This window comes from Pseudoalteromonas sp. S8-8 (assembly GCF_000497875.1).
Taxonomy (GTDB): domain Bacteria; phylum Pseudomonadota; class Gammaproteobacteria; order Enterobacterales; family Alteromonadaceae; genus Pseudoalteromonas; species Pseudoalteromonas arctica.
This window is the reverse complement of sequence record NZ_AUTR01000043.1, coordinates 20,889-37,900: the sequence shown is the minus strand read 5'-3', so window position 1 is coordinate 37,900 and position 17,012 is coordinate 20,889. Positions and strand designations below refer to the sequence as shown.

Here is a 17,012-nt window from a genome sequence, read left to right as displayed (position 1 = left end):
TTTATGTTTTTAATAAATTAACCACTTGAATTTTATGTAAATAACTTTGTCATCTTATGTTTATTAAAGTGTAACTGTAATGTCATATAGCTACCGTAAGGTAGGCGCTGCTGATAACTCAAGTGACCTTAAAGCATTACTTAATGTTTTAAGGTGACTTGAGTTTATTTAAAGCACTTAACAAAATAATTAAATACTTTAACGGAGTGAACAATGAAATTATCTGACTTATTTAAAGTTAGTTTGATTGCAACTGCAGTATCTTTAGCGGGTTGTGGTGGTGACTTAGTAGTATCTGAAGGCGACACAACAATAAATGAAGGCGACACAGTTACTAATGTTGTTGAAGGTGGCAGTGGTACAGTAGATGAAACATCATCGCGTGATGATTCTCAAAATGGAACTACGGGTTTCCCTGCTGATATCGACAATGCACTTGTTCAAGGCTTAGCAACGGATGTCTCAAGTGAATTTCCAGCAATAACAGATAAACCAGTGTATCGCTTAAGTGCTGATACAACATTGATTGCTGATGTTTCACTAACTAATGATGCACATTGGATTGTGAATGGTCGTACTGCTGTGGGTAATGACCGCGCAGATAGTACAACGCTTTATATTCAGCAAGGTACAACGATTATTGGTGAATCAGGTGATGACTTTTTAGTTGTGCGTCGTGGTTCCCAAATTGAATCAGTCGGCACTGCAAGCCAGCCAATTACGATGACATCAATTCAAGATGTTACGGGTAGCGAGACAGCAATTGGCCAATGGGGTGGTTTGGTATTACTTGGTAATGCACCTGCAAACTCATGTGGAGACCAACAAGGTGAAGCAACAGCTGATGAACTTGCTAATTGTGGCGTGTCAGCTGAAGGTGATGCAGGTCAGTTCGGTGGAAATATCAGTGATGATAATTCAGGTACTCTAAAATATGTACTTGTTAAGCAAGCAGGTAAAACGCTTGGTAATGGTGATGAGTTAAATGGTATTACGTTTGCCGGTGTAGGCTCTGCAACTACGGTTAATTATATCCAGGTTCATGAAAACCTTGATGATGGTATCGAGTTTTTTGGTGGTACGGTTAATGTAAGTAATGTAGTGCTGACTAACATTGGTGATGATTCACTTGATTGGTCTTTTGGTTGGACGGGTTCGGCTACTAATGTTTACATTCAACAAGCCGCTAACGTAGGCGATAACGCTATTGAAGCTGATAACTCTGAGTTTGATTCAAGCGCCACGCCATTAACACTGCCTACTATATCTAACGTTACAATCGTCGGTGCAGAAGGTAATAATGGTATTCGTCTACGCGCTGGTACTGCGGGCGCTCTTAAAAATGTATTTGTAACGGGTCCTGCTACTTACGAAAACTGTTTACGTGTAGGGTCTGATTCAGTTCCTCGCGCTGAAGATGGCACACTAACGATTGTAAACTCTATTGTGGCGTGTCAAACAACGGCAAATAATTTTGGTAGTGAAGTAATTAACGGTGGCGACGTACAATCTTGGTTTGAAGGACAAGATGGTAACCAAGTACTTACGCCTGCAGAGCTTATGCTTGCTGATGACGGTTACACGCCACTTGCTGGTTCACCGCTTATCGCAAATGGTCAAATTGGTGCTTTTGATGGATCAACTAACTGGATGGAAGGTTGGACTGTCGGTATTAATGGCGGCTTCCCTACTGATATTGATAACGCGCTTGCACAAGGCTTAGCATCAGATGTTTCTAGTGAATTTCCAGCAATTACAGATAAACCAGTATACCGTTTAACTGAAGATACAACGTTCACAGCAGATGTAACGCTTACTAACGATGCACATTGGATTTTAAATGGTCGTACTGCAGTTGGTAATGACCGTGCAGATGCAACTATATTATATGTTCAAGCGGGTACAACGCTAATTGGTGAAACAGGTGATGACTTTTTAGTTGTACGTCGTGGTTCACAAATTAATGCCAATGGTAATGCAACTGCGCCAATCACTATGACATCTATTCAAGATGTAACAGGCGCTGAAACAACGATTGGTCAATGGGGCGGCTTAGTATTATTAGGTAATGCACCCGCTAACTCGTGTGGCGATCAAACCGGTGAAACGACAGCTGAAGAATTAGCTAACTGTGGTGTATCAGCTGAGGGTGACGCTGGTCAGTTTGGTGGTGATATTATCGATGATAACTCAGGTGTTCTTCGTTATATTGTTGTTAAACATGCAGGTAAAACGCTGGGTAATGGCGATGAACTTAACGGTATCTCATTTGCAGGTGTTGGTTCACAAACGAAAGTTGAATACATTCAAATTCACCAAAACCTAGATGATGGTGTTGAGTTTTTTGGTGGCACAGTTAATGTTCGTAACATTGTACTAACTGATATTGGCGACGATGCATTCGATTGGTCATTTGGTTGGTCGGGTCGTGCACAAAATATCTATATTCAACAAAGTTCAGTTGAGGGTGATAACGCAATAGAAGCTGATAACTCAGAATTCGATTCAAATGCGACACCATTGACTAAACCACTAATTTCTAACGTAACAATTGTAGGTGCTGATGGTACTAACGGTGTTCGTTTACGTGCAGGGACAGCGGGCGTTCTACGAAATGTTGTTATAACGGGACCTGAAGGTTACTCAAACTGTTTACGTGTAGGCTCAGACTCTGCTGCTAATGCAGAATCGGGTGAGTTGTCTATCGAAAACTCAGCTGTTGCATGTAATGAAGATAATAACTTTGGTTCACAAGCAATTGGTAGTGGCAATGTGCAGTCTTGGTTTGAAGGTCAAACGGGTAACTTAACGCTTACAGCTTCAGCACTTAATTTAGCGACAGACGGCTTTACACCAAAATCGGGTTCACCTTTATTAGGTGCTGGTGGGGATTCATCTGAGCTTGACTCGTTCTTTACCAAAACAGATTACATCGGCGCATTCGATGGCGATAATAATTGGATGGATGGTTGGACAGTTGCTATTACACCAAGCTTTCCTGACGATATTGCTAATGCATTAGCACAAGGACTTGCAACAGATGTTTCTGCTAGCTTCCCTACAATTACAGACAAACCTGTATATCAATTAACCTCTGATGTTGTATTTACATCTGATGTAACACTGACTAACGATGCGCATTGGATTTTAAAAGGACGTACAGCCGTTGGTAATGACCGCGCTGACAACACTACACTTTATGTTCAGTTTGGTACAACGTTAATTGGTGAGTCGGGTGATGACTTCTTAGTTGTTCGCCGTGGTTCTAAAATTGAAGCGGTAGGCAGTGTAAATCAACCAATTACTATGACGTCAATCCAGGATATGACGGGCGGCGAAACTACGATTGGTCAATGGGGCGGTTTAGTATTATTGGGTAATGCACCTGCTAACTCATGTGGCGACCAACAAGGTGAAGCAACAGCAGAAGAACTTGCCAGTTGTGGTGTATCTGCAGAAGGCGATGCAGGCCAGTTCGGTGGTAATGACCCTGAAGATAATTCAGGTACGCTAAAGTATGTTGCAGTTAAGCAAGCGGGTAAAACGCTCGGTAATGGCGATGAACTTAACGGTATTACACTTGCGGGTGTTGGTCGTCAGACTGAACTAGATTACATTCACGTTCATGAAAATCTAGACGATGGTGTTGAATTTTTTGGTGGTACTGCAAATATTAGTCACCTTGTTTTAACAAGCATAGGCGATGATTCACTTGATTGGTCGTTCGGTTGGACGGGTAAAGCGCAATATGTACTGATTAAACAATCAGACTCTGAGGGCGACAATGCAATTGAAGCTGATAACTCTGAGTTTGATTCAAGTGCAACGCCACTAACAATGCCAACTATCTCTAATGTAACAATTATTGGTAATGTGGGTGTAAATGGTATCCGCTTACGTGCAGGTACTGCGGGTATGCTTAAAAACGTAGTGGTTACAGGTGGTGCAGACTATTCAAACTGTTTACGAGTAGGCTCTGATTCAGCGCCGCGAGCAGAGGACGGTACATTAACTGTTACTCACTCAATCGTTGCGTGTGAAACCGCTAACAACTTTGGTACGCAAGCAATTGGTACAGGGAATGTTGAATCTTGGTTCTTAGGACAAACAGGCAATTCAGTTCAAGTAGCCGCTGACCTTGGGCTTGCAGATAATGGCTATATGCCAACTGCTGAGTCGTTATTACTTGGTAATGGCTTTGATTCATCAAGCTTAGATAGTTACTTTGATTCTGTAGATTACATTGGTGCGATGGATGCACAAACAGACTGGACAGCAGGTTGGGTAAAAGTAGGCCTTTAACCCACACCACATTATAGCCGAGCGAAAGCTCGGCTAATGTCTTGTTTTGTTTCGGAGTATAAAAATGAAATCTTTTAAACCCTCTACACTTGCTTTATCAAAATTAAACTACGCTGTAATGGCTGCGTTACTTGGTTTATCAGTAAATACAGCCACGGCTGCTGAGCAGCAAGTAGAAGAGCAAGAAATAGAAGAAGTTGTTGCTGTAGGGCAACGATTAAAGGGCAGTGCGGGTGCTGTACTGCAAGAACGTCAAAACCAAGCGTTTGTTGCTGATATTATGGGTGCAGACCAAATATCACGTACTGGTGATGGCGATGCCGCCTCTGCACTTCGTCGTGTTACTGGTTTAACGTTAGTCGATGGCAAATTTATTTATGTGCGTGGTTTAGGTGAACGCTATTCTAGTACTCAGCTAAATAGCATGTATGTACCAAGTCCTGATCCTACTCGCTCAGTGGTTCCTTTGGATTTATTTCCATCTGAAATTATTGAAAGCTTGAGTGTACAAAAGTCATTTTCACCGGATATGCCAGCGCATTTTGGTGGAGGTAATGTAAATATTCGCACTAAATCAATTCCTTCTGACTTTTTATTAAAAGTACAAGTGGGTACATCGTACAATACTTCTAATAGCGATACCGGTTACTTTTACAGTGGCGGTGATGATGACTGGATGGGTCGAGATGATGGTTCGCGAGCATTATCGGATGTGTTTACTACTGCGCTTACCAGTGATGCTGGTCTTGAGGGCAATATAAACACTACGTTAGCTGAGCGTAAAAACCTGATTCAATCGCTTGATTGGGATGTAGGTATTTCAGAAAAGGATGTTGACCCTGCTATGAACTTCTCTATTGCCTTAGGTGATAGATTTGAAAGTGAGGTCGGTACTTTTGGTGTGCTTGCAGCCGTATCTTACGATAACGAGTGGGAAGTAGTTCAAGAGCAAAGCGGCTCAAGCCTTGGTAGCTTAGGCTGTGAAGACAAATGTTTTGCCCAGTATTACGATGGTACATCGACTGAGCAAAATGTACGTTGGAGCGGCACATTAAATTTAGGATATGAGTTAAGCTCAAACCATAAGTTTGAGCTTACTAATATTGCACTTCATGACATGAGTGACCGCGTACGTAACCGCGATTACTTTGATGCAAATGAAACCGAAGAAGGTGTCACCGAATTACGCCGAGTAGATATTACGTACGAAGAGCGCGAAATGTTTTCGACTCAGCTTAAGGGGACGCACAACTTTCCAGAGCTAAATAATTTATTTTTTGATTGGTATGGCGGTTTAAGTCGAGCAAACCGTAATGCACCAGGTGGTTTAGATGTTGTTTATCAGCAAAACTTAGTTGATGGCGTGCTTGAATCTGAACAACTGCAAGATGTAGCTGCAACAAATATCACCCGTGAGTATCAAGTATTACACGACGATGTTGAAACATTTGGTTGGAATATGGGTATGCCTTTTTATGGTGACGGCTATGAGCTTGAGTTAAAAATAGGCGGCGATTTTTCAGAGAAAAAACGTGATGCAAGTAATGTGAAGTTTGGCATTACGCACCGTGGTATAAGCGATGAGTACTCGTTCGGCTCTAACGTAAGCGATATTTTTGCTGATGAAAACACGGCGAATGACGCTTTTTATGCAAGTGTAACCGGCTCAGGTATTTTTGATGACGGCACCACTGATGGTGATAAGTACAGTGCAGCGCATAAATTAGATGCTTATTATTTTATGGCGGATTACTTCTATCAAAACACTTGGCGTTTTACTGGTGGCGTTCGATGGGAAGATTTTTCTCAAGTATCAGTCGGTTATGAAGCGCATACTAATTTCTTTGAAAATACGTTACAAGAAATCCAAGATGTAGCTATTAATGAAGATAACTTTTTTCCTTCTTTAGCTGTTACGTACATCATGGATGAAGAAATGCAATTTCGCTTAAATTTAAGTGAAACAACCATTCGCCCTGATCTACGTGATGTAAGCTCTTCTTTCTTTGTTGACCCGTTAACTGAGTTTCTGGTGAGAGGATCACCTAGTTTACAAAGTTCTAATTTAAAAAATGTAGATTTTAGGTTTGAATGGTATATGCCATCAGGTAATAACCTTTCTGTTGCATTGTTTTATAAAGACATTGAAAACCCAATTGAAATGGTTGAGCTTGCGGGCGTAGGTGGTGCATCTCCACAGTTATTAACAGCAAATGCTCAGTCGGGTAAATTGTCGGGTATTGAAGTTGATTTTTTAACTGACTTTGGCTTTATAAATAAAGATTGGTCTTCAGCATTCTTGTCAGGCAACGTTACGCTATCTGACTCAAGTGTTAATTTGGGGATTAATGATTCAGACGGTGTTGACTCACTGTTTGAAACACAGCTTAAAGAAGCCCTTGAGGCCGATACAGTATCGAATATTGTAACTAACAATGAGCGTCGTTTAGTTGGTCATTCTGAGTGGGTTGCAAACTTACAAATGGGCTATGACTCGGATGATGGATTTCATTCTACTTCACTAATTTATAATGTGTTTGGCCCTCGTATAATTGTACCTGGTACACGTGGTAATGAAGATGCCGAAGAAAAGTCGTTTCACTCAGTTGATTTAGTTTATTCTTACTTCCCTAACTTTAACTCTAAAGTTAATTTTAAGGTTAAGAATATGCTTGGCCAAGAAAAAGAAATTGAACAAGAAGGTCTTACCCTTTGGGGACAAGACACCGGCACTGAGTTTAGTTTAAGTTATAGCTATGAGTTTTAAGCTTTATTTAAAATAAAACTCAAGGAATGAAATAATAAACTTCACTATCTATTAGCTCTGTATTTTAATACAGAGCTTTTTTGTGTTTATGCTCAGTATGAAAAATATTTAAGTTCTGTTTTATTCGCTAGTTTTAGCCGTCTACGAGTGTTAGTTTAGCGTTAATGAAAATTAAATCTCACGCAATGAATTTAATTTTTAATGTATTAAGGCATCTTTTATGAATCAAACAGTGGAACAAACAATGAAAAAAGTAGGATTAGTCGGTTGGCGTGGCATGGTTGGCTCTGTGTTATTAGAACGTATGCAGCAGCAAAGTGATTTTGCCCATATCGACACCACCTTTTTCACCACCTCACAAGCGGGTCAACTAGGCCCAGATATAGCAGGCGACGCAAAACCATTACTAGATGCAAGTGACATTAGCGAACTTGCTAAAATGGATATTATTGTTACTTGCCAAGGCGGCGATTACACCAATGCGGTATATCCAAAACTTCGAGAGTTGGGTTGGGATGGTTACTGGATTGATGCAGCTTCAGCACTGCGTATGAGTGAGGACAGCATTATAGTGCTGGATCCCGTAAACAAAGATGTTATTGAACAAGGCTTAGCGCAAGGCGTTAAAACCTTTGTGGGCGGTAACTGTACTGTATCGCTGATGCTACTTGCATTAGGTGGTTTATTTGAGCAAGACCTAATTGAGTGGGTAAGCCCAATGACTTACCAAGCGGCTTCGGGCGCTGGTGCACGAAATATGAAAGAGCTTATTGCACAAATGGGCGCTATTCATGCAAGTGTTGCAGATAAACTAGATAACCCAAGCTCTGCTATTTTAGAAATTGATAAAATAGTAAGCGAAACAATGGCGTCAAATGACTTACCACAAGACCAGTTTGGTGTGCCATTAGCGGGCAGTTTAATCCCGTGGATTGACGTACCTATGCCAAGCGGTCAGTCTAAAGAAGAATGGAAAGCACAGGTTGAAGCGAACAAAATTTTAGGTTCTTCTAAGCAACCAGTGCCAATTGATGGTTTATGTGTACGTATTGGCGCTATGCGTTGTCACTCACAAGCGATGACCATTAAATTACGTGAAGATATTAGCGTAGAAAAAATTGAAGAAATTTTAGCGTCTCATAACGAGTGGGTTAAGATTATTCCTAACGAGCGTGAAATTAGCGCAACAGACTTAACACCCGTTAAAGTAACAGGCACTTTAAGCATTCCTGTTGGCCGTATTCGTAAATTAGCGATGGGGCCAAAATACATCAGCGCATTTACAGTAGGCGATCAGCTTTTGTGGGGAGCGGCAGAGCCACTTCGTCGTATGCTACGCATAATTGTTAATGGTGAGTAATACCAATTCGCAATAATACTTAATCAATTTGAGGGGTTAAATCTGACGCTAACTACGTTAAATATTTCTGATATAGAACAACTAAATAACGAAATTTTTGCCTTGTTATCGACACGATTTTCTCCTCTCAAAATAGATCACTTAATTAAGCGAATTGGTATAATATATAATCAGTATTAACAAAAGGGGTTGGCAATTTGCCAGCCCTTTTTAGTTTAATGGCTTATAAAACCGCTTAAGAGGCTTAAACAATACTTTTTTATGAATGTTCACTGTTGTTTATTATTGAACTTAAGTAAACTGTTTACATTGTGCAACAGCCTATTCAAGTAACATTAATGACCTCTCACATAAATAACTTTGCCAATAAGCGATTAGCATTTGTTAGCTCCTATTTTAGTTCTGCAATTGCTATAAACACGGTTGTTTCTTGTTTTCTTATTTTTAGCAGTATTAACCACAGCGCCTCGCAAGAAAAACTTTACTGGCTTTTTACATTATCATTTATTTCATTACTTCGAATAGCCAGCCATGTATTTGTTAACAACACCCATGCTTTTAAATATCATCTGTATTTTATAGGTTTATTATTAACGGCTTTAACATGGGCTGCTTTCCCCATTTTATTTTATGAAAATATGCAAATGCAGGAGAAGTTTGTATCACTCGTTGTTTTTAGCTCCCTTGCTGGTGGCGGTGTAAATGTTTTAGCTTCTGATATTCGTTCCTCCTTGTCGTATATAACCTGTTTACTGGTTCCTTTTAGTATCTTATTACTTTTACAGCCTATTGAAGATGAGAATGTACTAGGTATTTTAGGGCTCGTTTTATGGTTTATTTTGTGTTTTGTTACTGCTGTACGTTCTGCCAAAGATGTAAAGTCATCAATTAATAATGAACTTAAGTTAGATCAATTTATTGAAAACTTAGAAAACGAAGTGCAACTTCGTACCGAACAAATAATCCTTTTAGAGCAAAAAGACAATTTAACTAAATTGTTTAATAGAGGGAGCTTTGTTTCTAATGTCGAACTTGATTTAGCCAATCAAAATGATGATATTAAAGCCGTTTTATTTTTAGATATGGATGACTTTAAAATCATCAACGATAAATACGGTCACGATTTTGGTGACTTTGTGCTGGCCCAAACAGGTAAACGATTAGTTGAAACGCAAACTCAAGGCGATTTTATTGCTTGTCGTTGGGGAGGGGATGAGTTTATTTTTTATTCTCGTAGTAACACCGAAGACGAACTTTTTGACTGTGTTTTTAGATTAGTTAAAACTTTAACGAAAACAGTAAGCATGGATAGCTATCAAGTAAACCCTTCTTTTAAAGTTGGGCTGTATTTTACGCGTGAAAATTTTAACCTTGAAGACGCGATTAAATATGCTGATGTTGCTATGTATGAAGGTAAGAAAAGCCGTAATGAAATATCGGTATTTGACGAGCGAATGCATGAATCGCTTAAAAGAGAAGAAGTACTTCGTAGCTCAATTAAAGAGTGCGTAGAAAAAGGTGACTTTCATCTGTGTTATCAACCTATTGTTGATATAAGTACAAATGAAATAACCACGTTTGAAGTACTACTTCGTTGGCAGTTTAATGATGAATTTATTCCCCCTTCAGAATTTATAGATATTGCAGAGCGATATGGAAAAATTAATATATTAGGTGAATTTGTACTAGAGCAAGCCATTGCGAGTTTAAGTAAGTTAAACGCTGTGAATAGTAAGATTGGATTGTCGATTAATGTGTCGGTGTTGCAACTAGAAAACCATAATTTTTTAGATTTTTTAGTTGCTCTTCTAAATAGATATGCTGTTAAACCATACAATGTGCATTTAGAAATAACAGAAACAGTGATGATTAAAAATTTACCGTATTTGTCAAAAGTGATTACGGCCATAAAAAATACCGGTGTGCGTATCTCTATTGATGATTTTGGTACTGGGTTTTCTTCTATATCGGTTTTAAAAGAGCTGTCAGTTGATTACATTAAAATAGACAAATCTTATATTGATAATATTTGTGAGTGCTCAAAAGATAAAAGTATTGTATCTGCGGTAACTAACATGTCGCATATGATTGGTTGCCAAGTAATAGCGGAGGGCGTAGAAAATACAGCTCAGTTAACGTTATTACAAAGCTTACAAATTGATAAGTATCAAGGTTTTATATTCAGTAAACCAGTTAGATTTGATCAAGCATTTTCACTTATAAATTAAAGGGATACACTCGCTTTATATTCAATTAAGCATTGCTGTATAAATTACATTTTACAGCAATGTCTTATTTTAAATACTGGATTTACATCATTTTTTCAGAAAAACTTAAAATCTATATTGCATTTTACTACCTTAGAATATTTCCCTACTCGTACTTTTGAATCTTCATATTCATCGTTCACTCTTAAAGTGGTATAACCTTTGCTTTTAATAAGTAGATTAGCCTGTTTAGCTACAATGAGGCTACCAACGATGTATTTTAAATGCGATCTACGTAGTGTTATTACAATTTTGCGTAATTCTTACATGTTTAAAATGCTCATTTGAAAGTATTAGGTAAAGGAAATTACAATGAGCTCGGTTTCTAATGTATTTCAAAGCAAATGGTTTAACTCATTAGCGGTTATTTTATTAGTCATTATTATTGCCAGAATAGCCGCACCTTATGCGCTTCAGCAGTACGTAAATTATCAGCTAAAACATACGCAAGGTGTTACGGGGCATGTTGGTGATGTAGATTTGTTTTTATATCGCGGTGCCTACGCGATTGACGACGTTGAAATTTACGCTGTTGATGCAACTTCAGCTCCTAAGCCTTTGCTGAGTATTCAAACTCTCGATTTTTCACTCGCGTGGTCAGCCCTTTTAAAGGGTAATTTAGTAACAAATATGGCATTCACGCGTCCTAAAATAGTTATTTATGATAAAGACCCCAATGCCTCTGAGCAAAATAAACAAGTAAAAGACGAAACTACTTGGGTAGGGCTCGCCAATAATTTAGTACTGTTCTCTATTGATACCTTAACAATTGAGCAAGGCAAATTAACTTTAGTTAACTCAACGAATAGTGGTGAAAAACCCACTTTTATATCAAATATCAACGCTCGAATTGAAAATATAACCAACGCGCAAAACCTATCAAAAACACTAGTGACTACTCTAAGCGTAGAAGGTGCATTAATGGGGGAGGCCGGATTAAAGCTTGATGGCAAATTAGATCCCTTTAGCAAACAAGCCAATTTTGATTTTAACGCAGAGGTACAGCGTTTCTCTGTTAAAAATTTAGACACTGTATTTAAGGTATACACGCCTTTTGATATTGAAGCGGGTGGCATTGATGGCGCTATGGAACTTGTAGCTAAAGACAATAACTTAAATGGTTATGTAAAAGCGGGCGTTCAAAACTTGAGTGTGTTCTCGTGGCGCGAAGATATAGAAAAAGATGACGACGGCATATGTACGGCCATATTTGAAGGCAGTGTTGATTTACTGGGCTCTATACTCGAAAACGATGAGTCAAAACTTGTTGCTGCACGTATTCCTATAGAGGGACAACTAGATAATACGGATGTTTCGACTTTTCAAGCTGTGATTTCGGTATTAGAAAACGCATTTTTTGATGCGTTTAAAATGAAAGTAGATAACGTTATTTCTTTTGAAGATACGGATGAAAAACCTGATAACGAGGAAAATTAAAGCTCTTTGGTAATTCTATTTCAATTAGATCTTTAAATTGCACCCACTTTTTAAACTTTAAGTGGGTGCTTTAGTACTCTTATCAGATTAGTTTTTGCGGTTACTCAATAGCTCTTTAAGCTCAGCAATTTGGGATTGTAGTTCGTTTACTTGCCCTTGCGTTGCAGGTAATGAGCTGTCGTCTGCGAGCTCTTCTCGCGCTTTGCGGTGCTCCTCACTCATAACTTCTAAAATGGCACCTACCATCATATTTAAAAATACAAATGCGGTTAAAAATATAAACGTAAGGTAATAAATCCAGCTTAGTTCGTACACCGCCATTGTTTCGTACATTATGTCGGTCCAATCTTCAAACGTCGCCACCCTAAACAAGGTAAGCATTGAGATTGATACGTCTTGCCAAAGTACGGGGTTTATTTCAGCAAACATCATGCTGCCCATTGCAGCGTATATATAAAAAATAACAAACATTAATAGGGCTATATAACCCATTTGTGGAATGGCTTTAAGTAATGAGTTAACTAATAAGCGCAGCTCAGGGATCATCGATACCAATCGCAGTACTCTAAATATGCGAAGTAGACGAGCAATTAACATAGTAGAGCCAGCAGCAGGATATAAACTGCCCAATACTATGATGGTGTCGAATATATTCCATCCTTTAGAAAAAAAGTGTTTTATGCCTTTACTTGCAATAAAGCGGATTACTAGTTCAATTAAAAAGAATGCGGTAATGCCAACGTCCATCCAATTTAGAGCAAGCTCTACGGTAGGATGTAGTGAGTAAGTGTGCGCACCGACTGTCAGGGCAGAAACAATAATTACAGCTATAACAAATGATTGAAATATCTTGCTTTTGTCTATACGCTGAAACAACTTTTGTAACTGCGACATCATAGAAATAGATCCTTTGGAGATTAAGATTTTATGGCGCTAATATACAATAATATTGTAATAATTTAACGCTTTTTCGATATAGAAAGTGTAAGGAAATTTAATGTTTATCAATAAACTAAAAAGTAGCGCATTACTTATTGTTGGATTATGTGTTTTAGCTGGTTGTAGCTCTGACGCGCGTTTTCATGAAGTTCAATCGGCGCGCCTTGATGAATGTAACTATAAAGCCGACAAAGAATATTACGAATGCCTAGATAAACAAGACTCTAACTACGAAGAGTTTAAAAAACAGCAACAAGCAGAAACTAAATAAGTAACCTTTATATTTATGACTAAAACTCAAAAGCAGCGCGATAAGCACATTCGACTAGCACTTACTAATGCATGCGAGGCAATAAAAGAAAGCGTAATTGGTTTTGATTATCTAACGCATACCATCGATTTAAATAACGAGGCCAATACGTTAAAAGTACAGTGCTATTTTAACGATGATATAGCCCTTGAAAGTGCAAAACCGCAACTTAACGAATTAACAGCTATTATACTTAACGAGTTAGCAGTTATTAAGTTGAACGCAAAACCAGCACATATTTCATTTTCCGCCAATTAACAGAGCTTTTGTTGGTTTGATAGCACATGGACGTTATAATTAGATAAATTATTTTTAGGGTTTAAATTATGGCTGTTCCTACGCGTTCGCAAATTTCACCAGGTACCACAGTAAATATTGTATTAAAAGAAGATCAACGCAGCGGCACATTAACTGAGGGTGTTGTTGAGCGCCTTTTAACAAAATCACCAAATCACCCACACGGCATTAAAGTACGTTTAGAAGATGGTCAAGTTGGCCGAGTAAAAGAGATTTTATAATGGCAGCGTTAACAGAACAGGCTTTTTGGGAATTAGTAACAACGCCTGATTTAGGGCTCGATCCGCAAAGTGTGAGCGATAGCCTAAAAACTAAACTTAATGATTTAAGCGATCAACACCTTATTGATTTTGATAAGCATTTTGGCATACATATGCGTAAGTGTTTTACCTGGGATTTGTTTGGTGCCGCCTTTGTGATGGCTGGATGTAACGACGATTACGGCTTTAGCGAATTTAGATGTTGGTTAATTTCGCGCGGTAAAACAGTATTCGAAAACGCCTTAGAAAATGCTGATTCTATAGCGCAGTGTACACCTGTTTATTACTTAAACGAGCAGCCTTATCCGTACATTGATGAGTATGACTTAATAGCCGGTTTATTATTTGAAGAACGTAACGAAGACGAATTGCCGTTTATCCCATCTGGCAGTGATGAACCCAAAGGTAAACGTTTTAAAGACAAACCTAAGTTTTTAAAGCAAAGCTACCCTTTATTATTTGCAAAGTACTGGCAATAAAATAAATACCAATTCGTATAACTAGTTAAACAATCTAATGAGTTCAATTTACCCTTACAATTAAGCGCATTGGTATAAATCGTTTTGTTGTTTAAGTACGTATTGAGTAAAGTGCTTAACAACAAAATAGTTTGTAATGAGTATCTAGGGCATGTTTACCTTTGGTGGTTGAATTTGTTCAATCCAAGAAGGATTTAATCGCGGCGCGAGATTTGTAACCTAGTGGGCTCGACAACTGCTCCTGCATTATTCTAATGGCTTACATCCATGTAAGAATAATAAAAACCGAGCAAAGCTTCCGCGTCCTACTCACGCGCTCGCTCCTGTAATACGACTTCTCTCCTTTTATAGTAAATCTCTGTTATAGTTGTTAAAAGTTATAAAAGCTAAGTGATTAGGCATTTTGCTATTATTTAACACGCTGACTCACGAGGATACACCCACGAAATGAAATATTTAACACTCGCTTTATTAACTGTCGCTTTTACAAGTGCAAATGCTTTTTCTGAGCCGAGTAATAAAACACGATTTATACCGTTTTTAAAGTCAAAACTGGGGGCATACGAAGTTGTGTCGACCAATTCAGGGTTATGCGTTAATAGCGATTTGAGTTTGACAGACGAAAGTGATTTAAGTGCAGGTTTTAAACTTGGAGAACAAATTGTATTTGGATCGCTCCACAATGGTACTCGCACTATTAAAAAACCAAACTTTTGTTTTATAACCAGTACGCTTAAATATAAAAGTGATGGCCTTGAAAACGGTTTAAGAATGAGCCGTTGTGAAAACCCTGCAAACGAAAAAACAATCAGTCAAAGTATCAAATTCTTAGCTGATAACACACTAAAATACACATTAAGCGAACCTAGTGTAGAGTGCACATTTAAAAAAGCAGACGAGAGCAAATAAAGCATCTAGTAAGTAGTAAATCATTCGCAGTATATTTTAGGGATATCGCGCCAACGCGTAGTGTACTGCGGCGATAAAAAATCACGGTTCATGTGCCATCGGTCATTTAATTTACTGCTTGCAAGGCTGAGCATCCCTTTTCCGTATCGATTGTTAATTGTATCTAGGCATTGCATAAGCTTTGGATTATCGGGGCTCTTATTAAATAAGTCATTTTGCTGAAACTGTTCTGATATTAGCTCTACCGCGCCCACACCACACTTATAAAATCGGATCCCCGGTTGGTAAATATTATTAAATACCTCAGATACAGCATTAGCCATCACGCAGGTGTCGTTAGTGGGTGAGGGGAACTTATACACAAACGACTTTTTATAATATCTGTTTTCGTGCGCACCACTAGCTGCAAAAATATAAAGCTGGTGAGTGAGCGAACGTTGCGCTCTTAGTTTATTAGCCACTGTGGTTACATGGTTAATTAGTGCTGTTTTAAGGGCTGTTGGCTCGCATATGCGCTCTCCAAAACTACGGGTCGAATAAATCTCTCGCTTGTCTTGTCGTACATCATCCCAGTTTAAACATGTTATCCCGTTAAGTTCGCTTACTGTACGTTCAACAACCACACTAAATGCACGGCGCATTGCTTTAGGGTTTTGCTGAGCAAGGTCCCAAGCGGTGTGTATATTCATTATTTTAAGCTTTTTAGCTAGTCGCCGGCCTATTCCCCAGACATCTTCGCAGCTCATTCTTTGTAAAATAGCTTGGCGAGTTTGCTCGCTATTTATTACTGCAACACCATTAAAGCCACTGAGCTTTTTAGCAGCGTGGTTAGCGGCTTTTGCTAAAGTAGGGGTCGGGCCAAAACCTACACCTACAGGAAGCTTTGTTTCGCGCCATACTGTGCGCCTTATTGTATGGCCGTATTCATGCCAGTCTTTAATTAATGATGTGTAGCCATTAAAGTGCAAAAACGATTCATCAATACTGTATATGTGTTGTGTATCGCAAAAGCGGCCAATAATATTCATCATTTTGTCGCTTAAATCAGCATAAAGCTCGTAATTGCTAGAGCGAATAACAACGTTGTTTTGCTCAAGCAAATGCTTAACTTTAAAGTACGGGCCAAATTTAGGAATATTTAAGCGCCGAGCAATAGGGCAAATAGCGCATACACAGCCATCGTTATTGGTAAGTACAACCACGGGTTTGGAGCGAATAGCAGGGTCGAATACTTTTTCGGCACTGGCATAAAACGACACAGCATCAACTAAGGCATACATTTTAGTAACTCTGGGCTTTGCCTGTGCATTCTTATTGATAGCGTTACTACGCCTTCTAGCTGAAATTCGTCTGCAGAGGTTAGTTGTACAGGCTTATGTAAAGAAGAAGCTGAAAGCAGCCGTGCATTGGTTTTATCAAGTAGTTTGCATACAAAAAGACCATTTAAGTTAGCAACAATAACGTCACCATTTTCTGCAGGCTCTGCACGGTCGATTACTAATAAGTCCCCTTCAAAAATTCCGACTTCTTGCATAGAGTTACCCGATGCAATACCAATAAACGTAGCATCTGGATGCTTTATTAAAAGCTCATCAAGGGTTACACCTAGCTCGGTGTACTGCGCTGCGGGGGATTCAAAACCACACACGCCTGCTTCTATATAAATGGGAATGACAAACATAACA

13 protein-coding genes are annotated in these 17,012 nt (G+C 38.8%); 10 read left to right on the top strand and 3 right to left on the bottom strand.

The annotated features are described in order from the left end of the window. Window positions 1–213: 213 nt before the first annotated feature. The 5 genes from L659_RS0114745 (at window position 214) to L659_RS0114725 (ending at window position 12,133) form a co-directional block, all read left to right on the top strand. The gene (locus L659_RS0114745) at window positions 214–4,302 is read left to right on the top strand and encodes a hypothetical protein (protein ID WP_024591039.1); all 4,089 of its coding nucleotides are present in this window, start codon (window positions 214–216) and stop codon (window positions 4,300–4,302) included. A 64-nt stretch (window positions 4,303–4,366) separates the two neighbouring features. Continuing rightward, window positions 4,367–7,069, top strand: coding sequence for a TonB-dependent receptor domain-containing protein (locus L659_RS0114740; protein WP_024591038.1), 2,703 nt, complete (start codon window positions 4,367–4,369; stop codon window positions 7,067–7,069). Between the two features lie 220 nt (window positions 7,070–7,289). Beyond that, on the top strand, window positions 7,290–8,429 hold the full coding sequence (asd, locus tag L659_RS0114735; protein ID WP_024591037.1) for an aspartate-semialdehyde dehydrogenase: 1,140 nt from the start codon (window positions 7,290–7,292) through the stop codon (window positions 8,427–8,429). Between the two features lie 338 nt (window positions 8,430–8,767). After that, entirely contained in the window at window positions 8,768–10,657 is a 1,890-nt protein-coding gene (locus tag L659_RS0114730) for a putative bifunctional diguanylate cyclase/phosphodiesterase (protein ID WP_231388446.1), read from the top strand. 351 nt (window positions 10,658–11,008) lie between these two features. Further along, window positions 11,009–12,133 carry a DUF748 domain-containing protein gene (locus L659_RS0114725; protein ID WP_024591035.1) on the top strand — a complete coding sequence of 375 codons (1,125 nt, stop codon included), beginning with the start codon at window positions 11,009–11,011 and terminating at the stop codon, window positions 12,131–12,133. An 87-nt stretch (window positions 12,134–12,220) separates the two neighbouring features. On the opposite strand, the gene L659_RS0114720 is transcribed toward L659_RS0114725, so the two are convergent. Beyond that, window positions 12,221–13,030, bottom strand: a complete 810-nt coding sequence (locus L659_RS0114720; RefSeq protein WP_007583228.1) for an ion transporter — start codon at window positions 13,028–13,030, stop codon at window positions 12,221–12,223. Between the two features lie 100 nt (window positions 13,031–13,130). On the opposite strand from L659_RS0114720, the gene L659_RS0114715 reads away from it, so the two are divergent. The 5 genes from L659_RS0114715 (at window position 13,131) to L659_RS0114695 (ending at window position 15,327) form a co-directional block, all read left to right on the top strand. Then, window positions 13,131–13,343 (top strand): hypothetical protein, encoded by a 213-nt coding sequence (locus tag L659_RS0114715; protein ID WP_007583226.1) that lies wholly within the window; start codon window positions 13,131–13,133, stop codon window positions 13,341–13,343. A 15-nt stretch (window positions 13,344–13,358) separates the two neighbouring features. Next, the gene (locus L659_RS0114710; RefSeq protein ID WP_024591034.1) at window positions 13,359–13,640 is read left to right on the top strand and encodes a hypothetical protein; all 282 of its coding nucleotides are present in this window, start codon (window positions 13,359–13,361) and stop codon (window positions 13,638–13,640) included. Window positions 13,641–13,708: 68 nt separating this feature from the next. Next, window positions 13,709–13,900, top strand: coding sequence for a YwbE family protein (locus tag L659_RS0114705; RefSeq protein WP_007583223.1), 192 nt, complete (start codon window positions 13,709–13,711; stop codon window positions 13,898–13,900). Then, the gene (locus L659_RS0114700) at window positions 13,900–14,418 is read left to right on the top strand and encodes a DUF4240 domain-containing protein (RefSeq protein WP_024591033.1); all 519 of its coding nucleotides are present in this window, start codon (window positions 13,900–13,902) and stop codon (window positions 14,416–14,418) included. Before L659_RS0114705 ends, L659_RS0114700 begins: the two co-directional genes overlap by 1 nt. A 447-nt stretch (window positions 14,419–14,865) precedes the next feature. Continuing rightward, window positions 14,866–15,327, top strand: a complete 462-nt coding sequence (locus tag L659_RS0114695; RefSeq protein WP_010552920.1) for a hypothetical protein — start codon at window positions 14,866–14,868, stop codon at window positions 15,325–15,327. 20 nt (window positions 15,328–15,347) lie between these two features. On the opposite strand, the gene L659_RS0114690 is transcribed toward L659_RS0114695, so the two are convergent. Further along, complete coding sequence (locus tag L659_RS0114690; RefSeq protein ID WP_024591032.1) at window positions 15,348–16,607, bottom strand: Y-family DNA polymerase; 1,260 nt, start codon at window positions 16,605–16,607, stop codon at window positions 15,348–15,350. Next, the gene (locus L659_RS0114685; RefSeq protein WP_010552918.1) at window positions 16,595–17,008 is read right to left on the bottom strand and encodes a S24 family peptidase; all 414 of its coding nucleotides are present in this window, start codon (window positions 17,006–17,008) and stop codon (window positions 16,595–16,597) included. The genes L659_RS0114690 and L659_RS0114685 overlap by 13 nt, the downstream gene beginning before the upstream one ends. Between the last annotated feature and the right edge of the window lie 4 nt (window positions 17,009–17,012).

Coding starts and splice junctions, on each gene's coding strand:
- L659_RS0114745 (WP_024591039.1), top strand. CDS start 214: ATGAAATTATCTGACTTATTTAAAGTTAGTTTGATTGCAACTGCAGTA.
- asd (WP_024591037.1), top strand. CDS start 7,290: ATGAATCAAACAGTGGAACAAACAATGAAAAAAGTAGGATTAGTCGGT.
- L659_RS0114715 (WP_007583226.1), top strand. CDS start 13,131: ATGTTTATCAATAAACTAAAAAGTAGCGCATTACTTATTGTTGGATTA.
- L659_RS0114730 (WP_231388446.1), top strand. CDS start 8,768: ATGACCTCTCACATAAATAACTTTGCCAATAAGCGATTAGCATTTGTT.
- L659_RS0114725 (WP_024591035.1), top strand. CDS start 11,009: ATGAGCTCGGTTTCTAATGTATTTCAAAGCAAATGGTTTAACTCATTA.
- L659_RS0114695 (WP_010552920.1), top strand. CDS start 14,866: ATGAAATATTTAACACTCGCTTTATTAACTGTCGCTTTTACAAGTGCA.
- L659_RS0114690 (WP_024591032.1), bottom strand. CDS start 16,607: ATGTATGCCTTAGTTGATGCTGTGTCGTTTTATGCCAGTGCCGAAAAA.
- L659_RS0114710 (WP_024591034.1), top strand. CDS start 13,359: ATGACTAAAACTCAAAAGCAGCGCGATAAGCACATTCGACTAGCACTT.
- L659_RS0114705 (WP_007583223.1), top strand. CDS start 13,709: ATGGCTGTTCCTACGCGTTCGCAAATTTCACCAGGTACCACAGTAAAT.
- L659_RS0114720 (WP_007583228.1), bottom strand. CDS start 13,030: ATGATGTCGCAGTTACAAAAGTTGTTTCAGCGTATAGACAAAAGCAAG.
- L659_RS0114700 (WP_024591033.1), top strand. CDS start 13,900: ATGGCAGCGTTAACAGAACAGGCTTTTTGGGAATTAGTAACAACGCCT.
- L659_RS0114685 (WP_010552918.1), bottom strand. CDS start 17,008: ATGTTTGTCATTCCCATTTATATAGAAGCAGGCGTGTGTGGTTTTGAA.
- L659_RS0114740 (WP_024591038.1), top strand. CDS start 4,367: ATGAAATCTTTTAAACCCTCTACACTTGCTTTATCAAAATTAAACTAC.